The 18,572-nt window shown below is 61.1% G+C and carries 12 protein-coding genes; 1 reads left to right on the forward strand and 11 read right to left on the reverse strand.

The features are described 5' to 3' along the window. Positions 1–368 precede the first annotated feature (368 nt). The 4 genes from HMPREF2822_RS10790 to gluQRS all read right to left on the reverse strand — a co-directional run bounded on the left by HMPREF2822_RS10790 (position 369) and on the right by gluQRS (position 3,977). The gene (locus HMPREF2822_RS10790) at positions 369–734 is read right to left on the reverse strand and encodes a VOC family protein (protein ID WP_070524538.1); all 366 of its coding nucleotides are present in this window, start codon (positions 732–734) and stop codon (positions 369–371) included. A 284-nt stretch (positions 735–1,018) separates the two neighbouring features. After that, positions 1,019–1,354 (reverse strand): hypothetical protein, encoded by a 336-nt coding sequence (locus HMPREF2822_RS10795; protein WP_070524540.1) that lies wholly within the window; start codon positions 1,352–1,354, stop codon positions 1,019–1,021. A gap of 48 nt (positions 1,355–1,402) precedes the next feature. Then, positions 1,403–2,974, reverse strand: a complete 1,572-nt coding sequence (locus HMPREF2822_RS10800; RefSeq protein WP_070524542.1) for a cation:proton antiporter — start codon at positions 2,972–2,974, stop codon at positions 1,403–1,405. Between the two features lie 70 nt (positions 2,975–3,044). After that, positions 3,045–3,977 (reverse strand): tRNA glutamyl-Q(34) synthetase GluQRS, encoded by a 933-nt coding sequence (gluQRS, locus tag HMPREF2822_RS10805; protein WP_070524627.1) that lies wholly within the window; start codon positions 3,975–3,977, stop codon positions 3,045–3,047. A 58-nt stretch (positions 3,978–4,035) separates the two neighbouring features. Between gluQRS and HMPREF2822_RS10810 the strand changes: the two genes are divergently transcribed. Continuing rightward, positions 4,036–5,367, forward strand: coding sequence for a hypothetical protein (locus HMPREF2822_RS10810; protein WP_070524545.1), 1,332 nt, complete (start codon positions 4,036–4,038; stop codon positions 5,365–5,367). Positions 5,368–5,392: 25 nt separating this feature from the next. On the opposite strand, the gene HMPREF2822_RS10815 is transcribed toward HMPREF2822_RS10810, so the two are convergent. The 7 genes from HMPREF2822_RS10815 to HMPREF2822_RS10845 are packed head-to-tail and all read right to left on the reverse strand — an operon-like array spanning position 5,393 to position 18,521. After that, positions 5,393–5,890 carry a hypothetical protein gene (locus HMPREF2822_RS10815; RefSeq protein ID WP_070524546.1) on the reverse strand — a complete coding sequence of 166 codons (498 nt, stop codon included), beginning with the start codon at positions 5,888–5,890 and terminating at the stop codon, positions 5,393–5,395. After that, positions 5,887–6,897 (reverse strand): TRAFAC clade GTPase domain-containing protein, encoded by a 1,011-nt coding sequence (locus HMPREF2822_RS10820; RefSeq protein WP_070524548.1) that lies wholly within the window; start codon positions 6,895–6,897, stop codon positions 5,887–5,889. Before HMPREF2822_RS10820 ends, HMPREF2822_RS10815 begins: the two co-directional genes overlap by 4 nt. Beyond that, the gene (locus tag HMPREF2822_RS10825) at positions 6,897–7,856 is read right to left on the reverse strand and encodes a hypothetical protein (RefSeq protein ID WP_070524550.1); all 960 of its coding nucleotides are present in this window, start codon (positions 7,854–7,856) and stop codon (positions 6,897–6,899) included. The genes HMPREF2822_RS10820 and HMPREF2822_RS10825 overlap by 1 nt, the downstream gene beginning before the upstream one ends. A gap of 18 nt (positions 7,857–7,874) precedes the next feature. After that, positions 7,875–9,572: a GAP1-N2 domain-containing protein gene (locus tag HMPREF2822_RS10830; protein ID WP_070524552.1), complete on the reverse strand. Its 1,698-nt coding sequence runs from the start codon at positions 9,570–9,572 to the stop codon at positions 7,875–7,877. Positions 9,573–9,574: 2 nt separating this feature from the next. Further along, complete coding sequence (locus tag HMPREF2822_RS10835; protein WP_070524554.1) at positions 9,575–11,995, reverse strand: SaeA-related protein; 2,421 nt, start codon at positions 11,993–11,995, stop codon at positions 9,575–9,577. A gap of 23 nt (positions 11,996–12,018) precedes the next feature. Next, entirely contained in the window at positions 12,019–14,856 is a 2,838-nt protein-coding gene (locus tag HMPREF2822_RS10840) for an AAA family ATPase (RefSeq protein WP_070444262.1), read from the reverse strand. Continuing rightward, a complete protein-coding gene (locus tag HMPREF2822_RS10845) occupies positions 14,856–18,521 on the reverse strand; it encodes a tubulin-like doman-containing protein (RefSeq protein ID WP_070444263.1) in 3,666 nt (1,221 codons plus the stop codon). The genes HMPREF2822_RS10840 and HMPREF2822_RS10845 overlap by 1 nt, the downstream gene beginning before the upstream one ends. Positions 18,522–18,572: the final 51 nt, after the last annotated feature.

The following is an 18,572-nucleotide window of genomic DNA, read 5'->3' on the forward strand; positions in this document are numbered from 1 at the left end:
CCCCGCTACGCACCCCGAAACCGGAAGAGCCGTTAATCGATGAAAACGTTGCACTGAGGGCATAGCCGGCCTTGGGGTCCTGCCGCAGTTTTGTTGTTCTTAACCAGAAAGTGGCCGCACATATCGCACGACAGCCGATTCCTATTAGCCATATGAATTGGCATTACCGCACCAGCAGCAGTCCTCCCACCACAGGTCTATGGCTATCCGATGTCGATTTCACCGATCAGGCTGTTGGAACCGATTCAAAATCAAGATCACCGTATTATCCCAGGCTGCCTTGGGAATCCGTATCGGTTTATCCACACGAAAAGTCCCTTAAGCCGTTAATTCTCAGAAGCCGATTTCTGCGAAGCAGCAAACTGATTTCACCACGTATAGAACTCCAGAATGTTTCCGTCTGGATCCGAAATGTAGGCGGAATAAGAACCCCATGGCATTTTCTTGGGTGAGGCAGAAGCCTCGCGATAGGAATCTGGAAGTTGACCCCAATACTCGTCGACGTCCTCGACAGAGAATTGGATTACTGCTCCGCCGGGGGTTGCCGGACTAGTGTTAGTGGCTGAAGCAAAAACTGAAGAATCGAATACGCCAATTACGCTGCCATCAAACGACACTTCAAAATATCCTTCTTCAGCAGACAATGGCTTTGCTTCGGAGTTTGGAAGTTGATGGTAGAACTCCCATGAGGCTTCGATATTGCGGGTCAAGATGGTCAAATGATCGAATCGCATGATTGGCATAACCTTTCTCGCTGGGCCAAAGATTAGTCGCGATTATTCCAAATGCCCTTTGCCCGTGTGCGGTATTAGAAATCGAGGCTATTGGATTCTTCATGCGGTGGCTTGGAGCCTTCAAGCAAAGGAACCAAAGCAAAGGCACCATTTGCGGGGCCCAGGATGGAAAACCCCAGGTGATTACATGCGGAGTTTCGCATAAGGTGTCAGTACTTTGGTTCCTTTGCGGCTGGGGGGCACTCGAGCTGGGCACCTCATCGAACGCCCATGGTCAACCGCCCCTAATCGAACTCGGGGGCCGCGAAACCGTCTTCCTTGAGCCACTCCACGTGCGGCGGGGTGTTCATGCCCCACTCGGTGCGGGCGAGCAGGAAAGCCTCTTTCACCTCGTCCTCGCCATAGCCGCCATCGCGCAGGAACTGGCGGAAGCCGCGGGGGCCAGGTTCTTTGATCCACAACCAGACGTAGTCTTCCAGGGTGTGGTCGCCCAAGATGTCTTCCATGCCTTCTGGCAACAGCTCACGCCCGGCGCGCACGCGCTCCTCCAAGTCAGCGTCGAAGAAGTCGTAGAGGTAATCCAGGCCGTCTTCCAGCTGGGCGTACTCATAGGCGTCCATTGATTCGCTCCTCTCGCCACCATTCTTAGTCACGGATCAGCGCTCCCCTCAACTGTGTTTCTTTGCGCCGAGGGACATCCGGTCGACGTCGGCAAGCACTTCGTCCACAATCATCGGGTTGAATTCCCTATCGCGGCGCAGGCGCAGCAACTCTTGTTGGGCGCCGGCGAGGGCTGTTCGCCGTGCCGCGAGGGCCACCTCACGGGCCTCGATGGCCATGCGCAGACGCGTTGTAGCGTCCTCACCATCCTCGTCCTCACCGAGGCGGTCCTCAAACCATTGGGCGATATTCGCCGCAATGTCGGGGTCCAGTTCCTCATACTTCGCGCGCATCGCAGCAATGCCGGCTTTACGCGCGCGGGAGGTAATGGTCGCGCGCATCTTATCCGTGGCTGCCTGCGAATACGTAGTGAGGTCGAGCTGACGCATAAGCCACGGCAGCAACAGGCCGGGAATCACCATGGTCATGAGCAGCACCACGAGGGCGATAACGGTCAACTCGTTGTAGAAGCTCAAACCACTTGGAACAGACAGAACCAGCGCAAGAGTCACCAAACCGCGCATGCCGGACCACGTCATAAGCAGCACTTCTTGCAGGCGCAGCGGCGCCAGGCGTGGCTTCCCGCGGCGCCTATTAATGAGATAGAAGGCGTACATCCACACCAAGCGCACGAGGAAGGCAACAACGGACAGGATGACGCCGATGATGACCGCGTGCCAGAGGTCCGCACCCGCGGCGTCGATGGCGCTGAACACGGTCAGGCCGATGAGGCCGAAAGCCACGCCCGTGAAAAGCAGCTCGACGGTCTCCCAGAATGACTGGCCGGAGAGGCGGTCCTCCGCTTGAATCGGTGCGCGGGAGTGCAGTTCCACCGCGGCAATCACCACCGCGATGACACCGGAGGCACCGAGTTCCTCCGCGGCGATGTACACGGCAAAAGGAATCACCCACGTCAAGGCATTGCGAGCGACAACCTCGTGAACCGCGCCGACGAACCACGAAGACACGCGCCCCACGACGAGCCCGAGGATGGCGGCTACAGCCGCGGAGTAGAGGAACCGCGTCACCGCCTCCCCGGCGTGCATCTCACCCGAACTCGTCACGGCTTCCAAGGCGAGGTGGAAGGCCACAATAGACGCGGCATCATTGAACAGGCCTTCGGTCTGCAGCACGGAAATGATGCGTCGCGGGATACCGGCAGGTTCTGCCACGGCCTCGACGGCCACCGGATCCGGCGGGGCAATCGCGGCGCCGATAAGGATGGCGGCAGCTAGCCCCAAGCCTGGCATGAATGCGCGAGCGGTGAATCCCACCGCAAGGGTCGTAGCCACCACGAGCAGCACGGACAGAGCCAGGATGGTCATCCACTGCTCACGAATAACACCCCACGATGTTCTCCTTGCCAGCGCCCACAGCAATGGCGGCAAGAAGATCGGAAGAATGAGGTCGGCGGGTACGGCGAACTCGAATGTGCCATTCGAAAAAGTGGCGTATACCGAAACCGCCACCGCCGTGAGGATGGTCAGAAGCGCTGGCCAGGGAAGCCCGATCTTGTCCCCCACCGCCATGACAATGACGGTCAACAGCATCAGGCCAATAAGGACAAATAAAACTTCCATACGCGCTTCTTTCCCCGTTTAAGTTTTTCTGTTCTCAGACTACCGTTGTGCGGCCGGCGAGGGAGAGGAGCTACACAGCGCCATCCCAGACGAAGGCCTCCCGCGATAGCTTCTCCGCCTGAAACTGTTGGCACAGCTCCTGTACGGAAGAGGCCTCATACCCTAAGGATTGGGCCAAGAGCTTGACGACGTCCCCCGCATCCCTACCGTGCCCCTCGAGCAGCTGACGCAGGGTCACCGCCCCATCGCGCTTGGACAAACGCACACCCTCAGCGTTGAGCACGAGCGGCACGTGAACGAACTCCGGCTCCGGATAGCCCAGCTTGTGCGCCAAGTATGCCTGACGCGGGGCAGAAGACAGGAGATCATCGCCGCGCACGATCTGATCGACGCCTTGGAAGGCATCGTCGACAACAACCGCCAGGTTATAGGCCCAGTCCATGCCCTGGTTCGGATCCGCCGGGGGCTGGCCGCCGCGGCGCAGGATGAAGTCATCCACTTCCCCGGTGTATTCGCCGGCGAGGTCGTCGTGGATGGTGAAGGAGGAAGCGTCGGCACGCAGGCGTATGGCTGGCACGCGGTTCTGGGCGGCGAGTTCGGCGCGTTTGGCGGCCCGCTGATCGTCGCTAAGCGCACGGCACGTCCCCGGATACTGCCCAGGGATGGCATGCGGCGCGCGGGAGGCTTCCTGGATATCTTTGCGCGAGCAATAGCACTCGTAGGTAGGAAGCTGCGCCAGGGCCTCCTCATAAGCCGCGTAGCGATCCTGCTGGTAGATGACTTCCCCGTCCCAGTCCAGGCCGAGCGCGGCGAGGTCCTCCAACTGGCGCTGCGCTGCCTCCCGCGAGGAGCGCTGCGTATCGATGTCCTCCACGCGCACAAGGAAGCGGCGCCCGCTGCTCCGGGCGTAGAGCCAGGCGAGCAACGCCGTGCGCAGGTTACCCAGGTGAAGATCGCCGGACGGGCTCGGGGCGTAGCGTCCGGCGGGGCTAAGAGAATCCATGGCCACCAGTCTACGAGGAGCCCCGCGCGCACCGGAGTCCTCTACTAGACTCTCCCCCATGGCTTCTGATGCGACGTATCCCCTGCTTGATTCTGCCGACGCCGAAAAAATGCTCGCCTATGCGCGCGCCCAGGCTCCCGGGCTTTCTCTTCCCACCGATGAGTCCGCCCACATTGATGAGCAGATTAGCCGAGTACTCGCAGATGATACTTTCCTAGGCAGCCTGGAAGATGCCGTTCCCGCCGCCCTCTATTTGGAGGCCCGGGAGACCCTCCGCGTGGCCGCCGGCACCATCAAGAACGTCGACGATTCCTTCACCATTGCCGCACTCGGCGCGCTGACCGGACAGCCATCGCTGGTGGCCGCAGGCTATACCCGCGTCGCCCGCGCATGGCTGGATCACAACGACACCGAGGAAGCAGAGAAGTTCGCCGCCAAGGCAGCCGCGGCTGGAGATGACACGGCGTTGAATGAGATTGCCGCCGCCCGCATCGCAGCAAGCCACAAGGACTTCTCCGAGTCCGCCCCCGCCAGCGTGGATGCTTCAGCCGACGCCAATAGCCCATCCTCGAACTTCGGCAACAGCGTCTCGCTGGCCGAGCTCCAAGAGCGCCTAGAAGCCGCCAAGAGCGGCGAAGCGAAAACACACGCTGCTGAATTCGTGGCTATCAACGACGCCGTGACCGCAGGAGAATTCGACGGCGCAGGGGCCACGATGGGGGATATCCTCCGTACCATCCTCGAATCCGCCGTAGGCGCGCTGTGGGCATCAGACTCTGCCGCCGACTGCGAGCGCGTTGCTGCGCAATCCTTCACCATCCTGTCCAACGCACGCGCGGATGAGGAATACCAGCAGCTCCCGGCACCGATGCTGGCCCGCTTTTACAGCGATGCTGCACAGCACTCCGCTGCGGATGTGGAGCAGCGCGTGGCCTGCTTCACCGCTGCTGCCCGCGAGTTTCAGCGCTACGGAGACCTCGACGGCGAGCTCCGTTCGATTCTCAAGACCGTGACCCTCGACGTACAACACCGCGCCCCTGAGGAAGCCTATGACATCCTGGCCTCCCGCTACGTGGATTCACTCAAGCTCCAGAGCCTGCCCGTATCGGCCAAATGGACCGTCCTTTATTCTGAAAGCCTGCTTTTACAGGCGCAGGACATGTACAAATCCAAGCAGGTCTTGCTCAATTTCTTAGACCGGCACCCTGACACCGAGGCCACGACACCTTCGGAGCACAACGCCCTCGCGGAAGTCGCCGAGCTCCTAGGTGATCGCCACGCCTCCACCGGCAAGGCCGACCTCGCTCGCAGCATGTACTTCTTGGCGTACAACCTGTTTGAAAAGGCCCACAATGTCCGCGCGCTCGAGGAGCTACGCAAGAAGGCCTAGGCCCCGCGATGCACGAGGCCTAGCCTCATCGCGCCTGGCCACCGAACCACTGCCGGTTCGCCGGCAACCACAGCAGCACAATGACCACCGCCGATGCGATGGACGCGGGCATGACCGAACTCGCCGGAATGAGCAGCACCACGATGGCGCTGATAACGGTCAACGCAACTCGCGCGGACTGCTGTGCATGCAGCACATAGGTGGTGAGGGCACACACCAAGAGAACCAGTACGGCAAGTAACACGCCCAGCTCGGTGGAAAGCTGGTCCGTGCGGGTTACCGCCGCCGGGCTGTTCTCAAAGGCGATGAGCCGGCAGATGTTGTAGACGGTGTAGCTCGTGATGAAGACCTCCAGCACCGCTACGATCTTCAACGGCCACGGTGCCCATTGCGCCTTCATATCGGCCGCGCGGCGGGCCTGGCGGACGGTGTCGCTGACCTGCCCATAGCGATAGTCCGGCGCGGGTGTGGCAGGCGAGCCCGGCTGTGGGGTTCCTGGAGACTGCGGGTTGCCGAAGGTCATGACACATCCTCAGCAAAGACGCCGCGTTGACTCAGCAACCAGCGAATGGGATCCAGCACGCGATAGGGCGCAATGCCGCTGCGGGCTAGCTGGCGGCCCGTCGGGGCCTCACCCAACGCGGAGGTCACGAAGAAACTACCGCCACTCGGCGCTGCCGAATAGATCTTGTTGATGAGGTCGTTGGCACCCAAGAAGCGCAACAACGATTCGGCTTCGAGGTGAACCATCCAGCGGTCCGAATCGCGGAAATTCCACCCGGTATCCCGGCGGAAGGCGGAGCCGCGGTTGGCCATGAGCTTCTTCCAGCGCACGTCATCAACTTGTTCCAGCCTCTGCACCGTGTCGAACTTCGAGATTGTCACGGCCAGCGGCGGCGGAGTATCCGTGTCGAGCAACGCCAGCAGGTTATCCAGGACCCGCAAGGAATCCGCACCGAGCTCACCAATATTGGGGATCAGCCCGTGGATAAAGTCCTGAATCTGCTGCACGCGCAGCGGGTCAAAGAGGAAAATCACCAAATCCGCGTGGGAGAAGAACGCAAGATTCTCGCGGTCGGCTTCGTTCTCCGGCGGGTTCTCCAAATCCTCGCCCGCCACGTCACGGAAGACCAAGTAATTCATGCGCTCAAAGCCCTGTTCATCGGGCCACTTGCCGAGCTCAAAAATCAGCGGATCGCGCTGGTAGGCGTCGGTAGCCACCGCGCTCGGCGTGGGGTCCATGGCCCGCATCTCCTCAAAGAGCGGCTTTTCATATACCTCCGCGTAGCGCTCCCGGGTGGATTCATCCGCCGCTTGCACGGAGCGGTTGTGTTTGTGCGCCAGCTGCTTGAGCTGCTTAATCATCACCGCGGTATACAGCGACTTACCGGAGTTACGCGCGCCCGCCATGGCAACGCAATGCGTCACGGCGTCGGTCCATCCCTGCGGCAACTCCCGGTTGGTGTACGGGCTCACCGTCACACCATCCTCGAGCGGTTTAAAGGTCCACGGGCAACGTGCCTGGGTCATTAGTTCCTCTCCTTCAGCATGGCGGTGACGCGGTCAGTCAATTCCGAAAGCTCAGTGTTGGCTCCGGATTCGAGCTGCTTGACGACGTCCCCGTCGATCACCGCATAGGCCACATGAGCCGGAGTCCCGTTGATGCGCGCGAGCTCGAGCTCCTGGCGGCCGATGGCGCTGGTGATGAGTACAACGGTGGGCACCTGGGTCTCCAGCATGGAGGCCACGGGAGAATCGGTGATGTAGATGACCAGCGAGGACGTGGAGGTGAGAGTCGGCAAGCGCCACGGCCGCTGGCCTACGCGCTCCGCTCCACTATCAATCACACCCGCGATGAAACGGGTGAGCTCATCCACCTTATGGGTCTCGATGCTGTCCTGCCCGTCAGTGGCGCGGAAGTGCCGGAAAGCATCTGAGAGCGCATCGATGTACTTAGCGGCCGCTTCAATGATCTTCGGAGTGACGTTGACCTGCATGGAGGCAGAGCCATCGATGACCACGGTGACATCATCGAGGCCAGCGACATCCAGCTCCGCGCGGCGCATTTTGGAACGCACCTCGCGGGCGGAATCTGTGATTCCGGCGCCCTCGGTCGTGCCGAATGCTTCCAAGAGGTAGCTCCCAGATTCCGGGGTGACCTCGGCGAGGCGTTCGGCGGAGTCCTCGGCGGCGTCGATAAGCACGCGCGGGAACGTCACCGAATCACCGGCGTTGCTTACCGTCAGGCGCACCTCGCTGCGCAGGCCGAAGGTCCCATTCCGCTTGGGGCGTACGACGATGGTGGCGCGCTCAGGCAGGGAGTGCACCATGATGGAGAGGTCGTGGACGCGCACGGCATCAACGCCTTCTCCCATAATCGCCAGCTCCATCGAGGCGCCGCCAGTTCCCATCTCGAAGGCTTCAACGCGCAGGATGCCGTCTGAGCCGATGCGGCGGGACTCTCCGTCCCGCAGTGTGTATTTAGCCATGACGCTTCTTCCCTTCTCTTACCTTCCGTGGAATCCCATGTTTCGACCGTGCTCACCGAGAGCTGCTCCCCGGTGTTGCCATGCTGTGTTCGGTTCAAAATGCGATGGGCCCGGTCGTTGCTGCATGGGAGCTGAGCGCTCCGCCAGCAACTGTGTCGTGCCATCTAGCAACATGGCGACGCGCCCCGTGGCATAGCGCTCGCAATGATCCAGTGCGATGATTCCGGCGAAGTGCGTAGCGGTGAGGTATCCGATGTGCTCGAGCTCGCGGTCCTCCCAGGGCTGCAGGGCATCCTCTGCTAGGAGGTTGAAATCCCGCGGGAAGTAGAAAACCCAGGAGGCAACAATCGCGGACATCAACAGCTTGTCCAACCCCTCACCCAACGAGTTTTTATCGAGGTAGGCCAGCTGGATGGAGCGACCACGGTGGGTATCAAGGTGCTCGATCCACCAGCGCGGATCGAATTCCTTGAGCCTATGCCACTCCTCGGCGCTGAGCCCAGGAACGTTGGCGTTGCCGCCCGACGCCGTTGCCGGCGCGGTGTCTGCACCAGCTGACGGCGCGGCCTCCGCCTTCGTGGCAAAAGGGTTCTCCTGCGCCGTGTTCGGCTCAGGCGCATCGAGGGGATTTGGCGGAGTACCCGCGGGTCCATGACCCGGGAGCGCAAAAGGTGAGGAGTCTGCGATAGGTGCTCCGAAATCAGCTGGGTCCTGACCCCAAGAATCGTCAAAGCTCTGCGCGTCTCGCTGTGCAGGTTCGCTACCCGTTGCAGCGTTCTCCTCTGCTATGGGTGTCGAAACAGTGCGCTGCTCGGCCTGCTCTTGCTGTGGCTCCGGAGCCGCAGACTCAGCTTCTTCCGCGGCATTTTCTGCATAGGAGCTGACGTCTGGCAGGGCCTCATCGAGGGCGAACACGACCGGATTGCCGGGGATCGCCGTCTCCGCGAGACGCTGCTTCTCGCTCGGCGGCACCACGAGCATGGTGGAGGTGCTCAGCGGGAACTCATTGATGGCGGCGGCTTTTTCAAAAGTGGAGAAGCCGAAACCATCCTCCCCCACCTCGCGGGCGGTGGCAGCAATCCACAGCGCTGCCTGGTTATCAGGGGCCACGAGGATGACCAGGCCGTTGCGGGAATTCAACACTGTGGCCATGGCAGAAACCAGCGCACGGTTGAAGCTCGGATTCGGGTTCGGGGCTACCGCCTTGAACGGTGCGGGAAGCTTCTCTGGGTAGCGGAATTCGCCATCCAAAAACTCTTCCAACAACACGTCCGAGTGCAACGGTCCGCGCGCTGAGATCTTTTCCGGAATCTGCACCTTATCCACCTCGTAGATGGAAAAAGGTGCTGGGATGTCAGGAGAAAACAGGACCGTCGCCGGTGCCGGCGGGGTTCCCGTGCGCGAAATCGAGGTGTAGGTAAAGACGTTGCCGCCGCGGCCGGTCGCATCCAGGCCCGCGGGGACGGATACCATGGTGACCCACTTTTCCGCCTCAGGGGTGAGCGCAAAGACCGCTGTACGGCGAACCAGTTCCGCGCGCTGCTGGGCAGAGGGGAAATCCGGGATCGTCGTGCCGTTGTTGAGAGAGGTCGGCACGAAGGACACGAGCTCAGCCAACTCTTCTTGGGTGATATCACCGGCCTTCTGGCCTACACCCCAGCCACCGGCGCGGCCATTGGCACGGGAAAATGATGCATAGCTAAAGGCGCCGCCCATAACTACTGGCCTCCTTGAAAGTACTGATCCTGCGAATAATCCTGCCCGTAGTTCTGCTGGTCGTAGTTCTGCTGCTCATACTGCGCCTCATAGTTCGGAGCCTGATTCTGCATGGGTGGGTACAGCCCCAGTCGGTAGGACACATCGCCTTCTACCACCACAGCTTTATCTGATGCGCTCAGCGTCGAGGAAGCATCGCTGTAGCTTTCCGAGAAACCACTGAAGGCATCATCACCACCGAAGCTGTCGAACGAGGTATCAACCTGGCTATCAAAGCCCTCGACGGCGAACAGGCGGATGAAGCCGCCGCGCTGAATGCGCTCGCCTAATGCCACCGTGAAATCTGGGTGCTGCCCGCGCATCGGGCCCAAGCCATGAGCCACGTGCGTGGTGCTCTGCAGATTGGTCTCCACAATGCCGAGCGCCTCGCCGTCTTCGGGGAAAAGCGGCAGGCGGTCAGCTCGGTAGACCACCTGGCAGGAGAACTGGCGCTTATCGCCGTTGCCCAAGCTCCAGAGGAACACCCTGGCTTGGCCTTGGGAGGAATCGACCTCAAAGTCATAGGTCACTGGGCGCAGACCTTCGTACTGGATCACGCGCTCATTGCCCTCGGTGCGCTTGCCTGCGAAGACCGCATAAGGCTTCAGCCGCACGGTATCACCGTGCTGATCGAGGTGCAGGCGGATGCCTCCCTGGAGGTCGTAGTCCTCTTCGCGGATCTGATCGTGCTCGCGGTTGGTGGAGTACTCCACCGCCGTTGCACCCTTCGGCCAATCGAAGGTAATGAGCTGGCTGTCCACGCGCTCAATGAGCCGGAACTGGTCATCCTCAATGGACTGCACGCGCTGCAGCACCTTGGATTCACCTACCCAGGCATCAGCATCGTTGAAGTTCACTGGGGTGATGTAAACCTCGTACCAATCTGGCGGCCACGGCACCGTGGTGGTTTGGAAGGAGCCCGGTTCGGACACACCACGGGTCTCACTGATAGCACTCGACAGTGCGCTTTCGACGTAGGTCTTCGGCACTGCGGACGTGCGCAGGTCCGCCTGCGGGGCGGTGGGCGTGAGATAAATCTTTACCTCGCCGGTCTTGGGCGAGTACCAATCCACCTCGATGGTGTCCTGTCCGTATTCGCTGCGGCGCTCGCAACGGGAGAGCTCCAGCTTCTCCAGCTCGCTGGCGAGCTTCACGGAGCGCTGGACTGCGACTTCGTCTTGGCTTTGCTCAGTAGCGCCGTGGAACTCCGCCTGGCCCAGCAAGGAGATGACGACGGTCTGTCCGGTCTCTTGCACCGGAATAGTCGCCTTGCGCCCGCTGCTGTCCACGTCTTGTTCGAAGCGCGGGGACAGCTTTTCCTTCTCGCTATCGCGGCAGGCATAAACCATGGCGCTCGAGTGCCCCGGCAGCAGGTCCCAAGACACCTGAATGGCGCCCTTGATGGTGGACACCTGAACGTTCACCGGCGGGAAGACCACGCCCGTGTCTCCCATGAATACCGGCTGGCTGTTGACAAGCTCACGAAGGTCGCGGCCCTTATAAGCCCATACCGCGTAGTGGCGCAAGCCTGTCTCGCCCGGCTCGTGTTCACGGTAGGCGGTTCCCTTCGTGTAGACGAGGGTGTCACCGGCATCCGGGGACGCCACCATCTCTGCGTCATCGGCGACGACTCGGTAGAACACCACCTCATCCGGCGCGTGCTCGAGCTCCGGCCACCACAGGCGCACCGGATGGCGCTGATCGGAATCCTCCGGCTCCGGTTCTGGCTCTATGCCGTAGCCAGGCTCTTCTTGAGATTCCTGCTCCAGCGCCGCCTCTTGCGGCACCTCGACTTCAAACTCGATGCCGGGGGCTTCCCAGTTCGGGTCCTGGCGAAACTGGTACTCCGCCTTAATCCCGAAACCAGGGATGGTGATGTAGTCCTCTTCGTTAACCTGAGTCTTTTGCTCTTCCTCTGCCTGCAGTGCCTCCCACTCGGCGAAGAAATCGTGCGGCTGTGCCGCTGCTTGCGCCGGTTGGGGTTGAGCCGCGGAACCTGTCTGCGCTACACCGGCGGCTGCAGCGGCACGCTGTGCTTGCTCGCGTTGGCGGGCCTGCGCTTCAGCCTGTGCGGCGCGCTCGCGTTCTGCGCGCTCCTGTGCCGCGCGTTCTTGCGCGGCACGTTCTTGCGCTGCCCTCTCTTGTGCCGCGCGCTCCTGCGCAGCACGTTCCTGGTCCACCGCAGCATTGCGCGCCTGCGCGCTCAGCTCCGGGTGCTCGACCGCTTCGCCGTTATACGCGGCGGCAATCTGCTCGGCGAACTGCCTAAACGGCGCTGATACAGCTGCACGCACATCATCGGCGTTTACGCGCTTGAGCTGGTGCAGGGACTTAAGCTCACTCAGCGGCACATCCGCAATCGAAGGTTTCTGATTGTGTGTCATCAACGTTCCTTAAGAAGGTCTCGTCAGAAAGTTTCGTCGAGGTCTGAGAGGTCCGGCGCTTCCGGCCGGCCAAACGACGGCTGCGCAGTCGGGCTTTCGCTATTGCTCTGCCCCGGCGACTTGAAGCCCATGTGGTCCATGTCATCCAGATCATCCAAGGAGAAGTCCGAGGAATCCTTAAAGGACGGAGCACCAGACGCCGCATCCGGGATCAGGTACTTGAAATCAGTGATCCTTCCGTACTGCACCACGGTCACAGAACGTGAGAGCTGACTGGTCAGTGCGGTCTGGCTGTCCACCTCCACGATGCGGGTGCGCGAGCCGTCGATTTCGGTATATCCTTCAGCGCCGCCCGCATTGGTCAGCGCATTGGGGCTAAAGGCCTGAAGAGCACCCTTTTCCTGGTTCATGCCGTCGAGGAACTCGGCGGTGCTCTGAACGCGGCTGCCGCCTTCCTCGCGGAAGGTCACGCGACTGAGGTATTGCTGCAAGCTGCGGGCCATGCGTGGATCCGTAATGACCTTCTGCCATTCCTGTTGCTTGAGGTCGCGGTCCTGCATATAAGGGTGGTCAAGGCTGCGCGATAGGTTATCTAACGCAGTGCTGGAGCCGAGGCCAGCCATGCCCCACATCTCATTGAGCGCCACGGCCGAGTGGCCAGTGCGGTTGCGCTCAAAGGTGTCATTCATGTCATCGAGGAGGGACTTGAGCGAGCGGTGTGCCCACTCCGTCTGGAAAATGTGGGAGCGGATTTCATCCGTCATGCGCACGGCATCATCGCGGTTGAGCACGGCCTGAGCAATGCGAGCGTTCTCCGGAAGGCCCGACTGCGGCGTCCGCAGGTGATCGCTCGACGTCTCCTTGCGCCCAAAGGGCGCGTAGATAGCGCGGCCCAGCAATGCCGACCAGCTCAGGAACTGGTTATAGGCATTAGAGATACGCGAGATTTCGGCCGAGGCCGTCGCCAGATTCTGCGCGGCGATCTCTTGGTTGCGGTTCAACAGCTTGCGGCGCTGCACGTAGTCAAAGATCTCACGCTGAGCCTTGGTAAAGACCGCCCAAGAACACACAAGGAAAAGAAGAACAGCCAGGATGATGCCCACGACGTACCACGGCCAGTCGAACCACTGCAGGTACTCACCCAACGGCAAGTCCGGGTTGTAGCGGCCGGCCACCATGTAGGTCATCAGAGCAAGCACTACGAAGAACACAATCCACATCGTGCGCAGCTTTCGGGTCAGCGCTTTGTTCTCCGCGTTGAAGTCACGCGCTTGGAAGCTGTTGGCCAACTCTTGCAGTTCACGTGCCTTGGCGTGTGCGTCGCGGTACTTCTGCTGGGCGTGCCCCAGCTTCTCCCACAGGCCCTGGCCCACCTTCCACGCGAAGGTGGTGCTGTTCTTTGCTCGCCACGAAGCAAACTCGTGCTTCTTGCGGCTGACAGCTTCATTGCGGGTCTGCTGGCTGGTGTACTCAATATCGGCGGCGAAGCGCTCGGCACCCACCGGATCGAAAGGCGCGACGGTTGCTTGGGACTCGTGCGTATAGCCCAGAGTGCTGGTCATGAGCGGATGGAAGCCCTCGAAAGAAGCGCTGACATCCTGCACGGACTGGCCACCGTATTGCACGATGTACATGTTGCCCTGGTTATTGCGCAGCCCCTTGGTGTCGATGCTGTCGCGCCAGGATCCATCGACAAGCCCCAGCGCATAATCGTGATAGGCCTCCCACGTGCGCGAGAGTTGCGGCTCCTGGCCCAAGGAGAACTGCTGCTCGCGGGCAACTCGCATGGTGTGCTCACTGGCTTGGCGCAGCTCGTCGACGCTCGTCGCACCGCTGCCCTTACCGGAGTGCCCGGCCAAGACGACCTCCACGCTGGAGTCCGCACCGTAGAGCATCTTCTGCAGGAAGGTAGCCGCGTTCTTGTTCATTGCACCGCGCTGGCCCTCGACCCAATCCTGCGGCTTGCCCACCACGGTGGACCAGTACAAACGCAGGTTATCCTTCAACGCCGCCCAGCCGCTGACTTTGTGGGACTGCAGCTCCTCATAAGCGGTCGGAGCGCTCACCAACGGGGAAATCTCCTGGTTGATGAACATCTGGGCGCACTGATCCGTCAGCTGCTCCGGATTGGCGTAGTGCACGGCGCGAGAAATGTTATTGACCTGCGGCTGCGGTAGGCGCTGGCCGGGATCGAAGACGGCCTTCCTGACCTTGTCCTCAATATCACCGGCATCGATGGTGCGGTGGAAGGCACGCACCAAACGGAAGCGCTGCCGGTCACCGGTCTCGATGACGCGATGCGTATCCGGGTCCAGCACTGCCGGCTCGGGCATGCCGCGCCACAAACCGAAGATGCTGGCTACGGCTGGGGCTGCAAACTGTGCAAGCTCGAAACCGTTGGCAGTGCGCTTGATGGGGCGAATACGCGAGGAGGCCGGGGTTCCACCCTCCTCTGGGGAGAGCACGAGGTTACTCCAGCCCTGCAGCGGAGCGATGTCCACGCTCTCGCGCGGAAGAGCTGACAACAACAGACGCACGCGCAGGTTGGAGGCTTGAATCAGGCGCTGATCGACGGCCCCGACCCACTCCGTGAGCTTGGCGACGTCCTGCGGCTGTGCCGCATCCATCGGGTCAATGGTGGCGAGGAGGACGTCCCCGCTGAAGCTGCGGAGGGCATCGTCGAGCGTCGACAAGCGCGCCGTGCCCTCCTCCGTAAAGGAGCGCACAACGGCCCCGTTGATGGGGTGGGCATAGTCAATCCAAAGGAAGTCCTGCAGAAGGCCAACCGCACGCAAATCACTAAGACGCGAACGGATATCATCCGCCGTGGCGCCGTGTCCGAAAAAGATTACGTTCGTCATTAGAAGGTGTCATCCAGGTCGTTGAGGTTGAATTCCGGTGCGACGTCCTGGCCAAAGCCGGAATCGGAGCTACGCACCTGCGGGGCAGGCTGGGCGACGGGATTCTCCGCCACAGTCTTGGCCTGGTTCAGGTAGTTGCGGATAACCGGAACTACCTCGATGACGTCCAGCGCCAAGTCACGGTAGTACGGCGTATGCGATGCGACCTCGCGGGAGCGTACCTCCGCAAAGGGCTTTTCCTTCCGTCCCTGTCCCGGCAAGGAATTGGTGTGGCCCGGCACAAAGTGATCTGCGCCGCGGGTGAACTTATCCAGCTCCTCCACGAAGGATTCGTAGCGGTCCTGGATGGAGGTACCCATGACTCCGCGGTTCGGAGCTTCACCGGATGCCAAGAACTGCGCGAGGCGGTGAACCACCGGGTGCGTGGATGCACCGGAATGGGCGAAGTCCAGGCCGTCGTCGAAAAGCCCGCGCAACAGCTGGTATGGGTAGAGCGAGGAAGCGAATCCGTAGCGCCCGGTTTCCTGCACCTTCGCGTAGGCGATGAAGATGGACTCCAGAACCGAAGGCATCCAGTCGGATTTCTTGATCATGCGGCGCGGCGAGATAAGCAGCGGATCCGGGAAATCAACCCAGCCATTCACGCCACCATCCGTGTCATCGAAGATGTGGGCTGCCGCATTGGCTGCATCGGCGTTGGAAATGTAAACGCGGCCGGTAATGCGTCCGATGATCCAGCCCGCCACCATGGCCTGACGCTCCGTCTTCGTCAGCGGCAGGGCTGCCGGCAGCGGACGGGTGCGGCGCTCCGACCACCAGGAACCATCGAAATTGTCCTGCTTCTCGATGTCCTTGGCGATGTAGTTGAACATCGAAGAGAAGACGATCGGCGAGTAGTTGGGGTAGGAACCGAAGATCTCGATGTGCTGAACGTGATCCGACATGTTTAGCGAGTTGCGCAGAGCCACCGTGGAAGGCCCGTCAATCTCCGGGCGGCTGAGCACCGACTCCAGCTGGGAGGCAATGCCAGTTTCTGCGGAGCCAAGCTCCGCAAATGGGATATCGGAGAAGGAGTAGGTGTACTGCACGGACTTGCCGTGGATGCGCTGAACCATGTCGTCGTTAACAGCAGCCAACGGGCGGGCATAGCTCAGGGCCAGCTGGAAAGCCTCGATGAAGCGGCGCTGGCGCTCAGCGTGCTCGACCTCGTTGATGTCCGGGGTAAGAGTGAGGTAGCGGCGCAGATCCACCGAGTTGAACTTCTGGAACTCATAATCACGGCGGTTAATCCACTGGCGCGAGCGCTCCAGCAGATCAGTCGGGCGGATCTTAGCGTGGTAGTGCGCGCGCTGCGATTCGCGGGACTCACCACTTTGCGGATGGCGCGAGAGGTACTTGGACACCCAACCAGCACGGTTGGAGTAGGCATCGTTGGTACGCTTCTGCGGGGCCAGGGTGTCATTCGGCGCCTGGGCCGCATCGAGCGACTCCCATTCACCGCGGATGACCGCACGCACCGCAAAGGGATAAGCCTGCTCGTAATTGGTGACATCCGAGGTGGACTGCTGGCCCTGGATGGTACGCAACATCTGGTCCCGGTAGTCCGAAATGAAGGTGTTGACATCAGTCAGCATGATCTCGTTCTCGGCACCCTTGAAGCGGGTTTCCACGACCTCATCGAGCTCTGTTGGCCACGAGTTGACCTCGTCTGTGCGGACGTCGGCCAACTTGTTGGTCTCCGGGCGCTTTGACACGGCCTTCTCCAACACCGCGTGGGCATCCCCCAGCTCGCGCTTAAGGTGGAAGAGGTTCTCATCGGCATAGTCCTGCAGGACATCCTTGAGCAGGTGCGCAATGGCCATAAGGGCGTAGCTGTAGAACTGGTTGAAGTACAGACCCATCAGAGCATTAACCGTAGGAGTCGGGTCCGTCATCTGGCCCTTGCCAGTCAGCGGGCTGAGGATTGGATCCGCGCCTTCCGGCTTCGCCAACACGCGGGTGTTCTGGTAGTAGCCAGAGTACTCAGACAGGCACGGCAGGAGACGGTCAGAGTTGGTGAGCACATCCGTGATCTTGGAGAGCATCTCGCGCACATAGGGCACGCCCACCGCAGCCAGCTCCGACTCCACGGTGGCGAGGACACCATCGCTGAAGAAGTTGGCGTAGCGGTAAACAATGTCATACGCAGCATTGTTCAGAACCGATGCGATGGCCTGCTCATTGCGGGGATCGGCCATGTTGCCCTCAAACTCTTCGCGCCATTCGTTGACGTTGCGGCCCTGGCCCACCGGAATGAAGTTCTGCAGGTGCTTCGCGGCGCTGTCCGCGGCTTGCTGGGCTTGGCCACCGAACACACTGTTGAGCCAGTTCCAGACGCTACCGCTATCGATCTGTCCGCCCTGTGCCCAGGAAGGATCAAGCGTCATAGAGCTAAAGGCGCTAGGCAGGCGCTCCTCCAACTTCTTCGCAATCTGCATCTCGCCGGCCTCGGGGTTCTGCGGATCGAGGTGGCCGTTGAAGAGGCGCTCGAAGGCGCTGCGGGCAAGGCGCTGGGAAGAGTATTCGGCAAAGCGGTCACGGCCCATCGAAACCTGGGCATAACCCAGCGAACCCCAGGGCAGGCGCCCCCACGGCGTGCCGTCCGGGCGATCCCAACCGAAGAAACGGCGGCCGCCATCACCGGCCGGGGTGTTAGTCAGCGCGTAGGACACGAGGTTATCGCTGGCCTTGGTGGAAGCCATCAGCCCCGCCAACGCGCGGCCCAAGCCGCGGTAGATGGACATGGCGGAACCATCGCCGAAGCGAGCGCTGGTGGTGCCCATCTTGGAACCAATGGGGAAAATACGGCCGAAGGTCTGCCCCTCCGGCGGGGTTCCCATGTCGAAGGCCTCAAAGATAGCGCGGTCGTGATCATACGCATTACCCATCTGTGCGGCGACAACCTCACCGAACATAGCCAGCGAGTTCGGCCACGCGCCGGCCATGTCATCCGCCTTGTTATCGGCGAAGATTTCCGGGGTGTACATGAAGATGAGGGTGCCCTGCGGGTTCACGTTCGGAATAGTGGTGAGTACACGGCACACATCCAAGAACATCGAGGCGCCCGCGCCACCTGCCATGGAGGAGACAACGAGGACAACCGGCTGGGAATCACCGGTATCGGTGTCCAGCTTGGTCTGCTTGTAGTTGAGGCGGTTGAGCTCCTGGATTGCCTCCTGCGTGAACATCTCATCCACCGCTTCCTTGAGCGACTGGCGGATCTTCTTGAGATTCGGCAGGGTCAGCATACGGCCAATCGCGCGGTACTGGCCGGCGCCATCAGCCAGCTTCACGTCATTGGTAGAGGGGTTGCGGGTGGCCCACGTTGCGATCTCACCGAGCTTGCCGGCACGGCCCAGGATGCTGGACACGCCCTCATCGAAGGTGTTGTAGTTCTGGCGAGCACCAATGCCCACGTAGTGGCCGCCATTCTGGGTAACATTCGGCAGCTTCTGCGGGCCTGCCTCCTCCTCGAGCGGCACATCGATGTTGACGAACTGCCAGGCCTTGGGCAACTCGGTCATGTCCGGGTCGATGCTTCGCAGCTCGGCCTTGAGCTGGTCCATCATGAACGCCAGTGTCTTGGCGCCGGAGCCACCGCAACCGACGACGAGGAACTTCTTCATCTTTAACTACCTTTCGAAGGGGAGGTTCGCTTCTGTGCTGTTTATGTCTGT

This window comes from Corynebacterium sp. HMSC062E11 (genome assembly GCF_001811845.1).
GTDB lineage: Bacteria > Actinomycetota > Actinomycetes > Mycobacteriales > Mycobacteriaceae > Corynebacterium > Corynebacterium hesseae.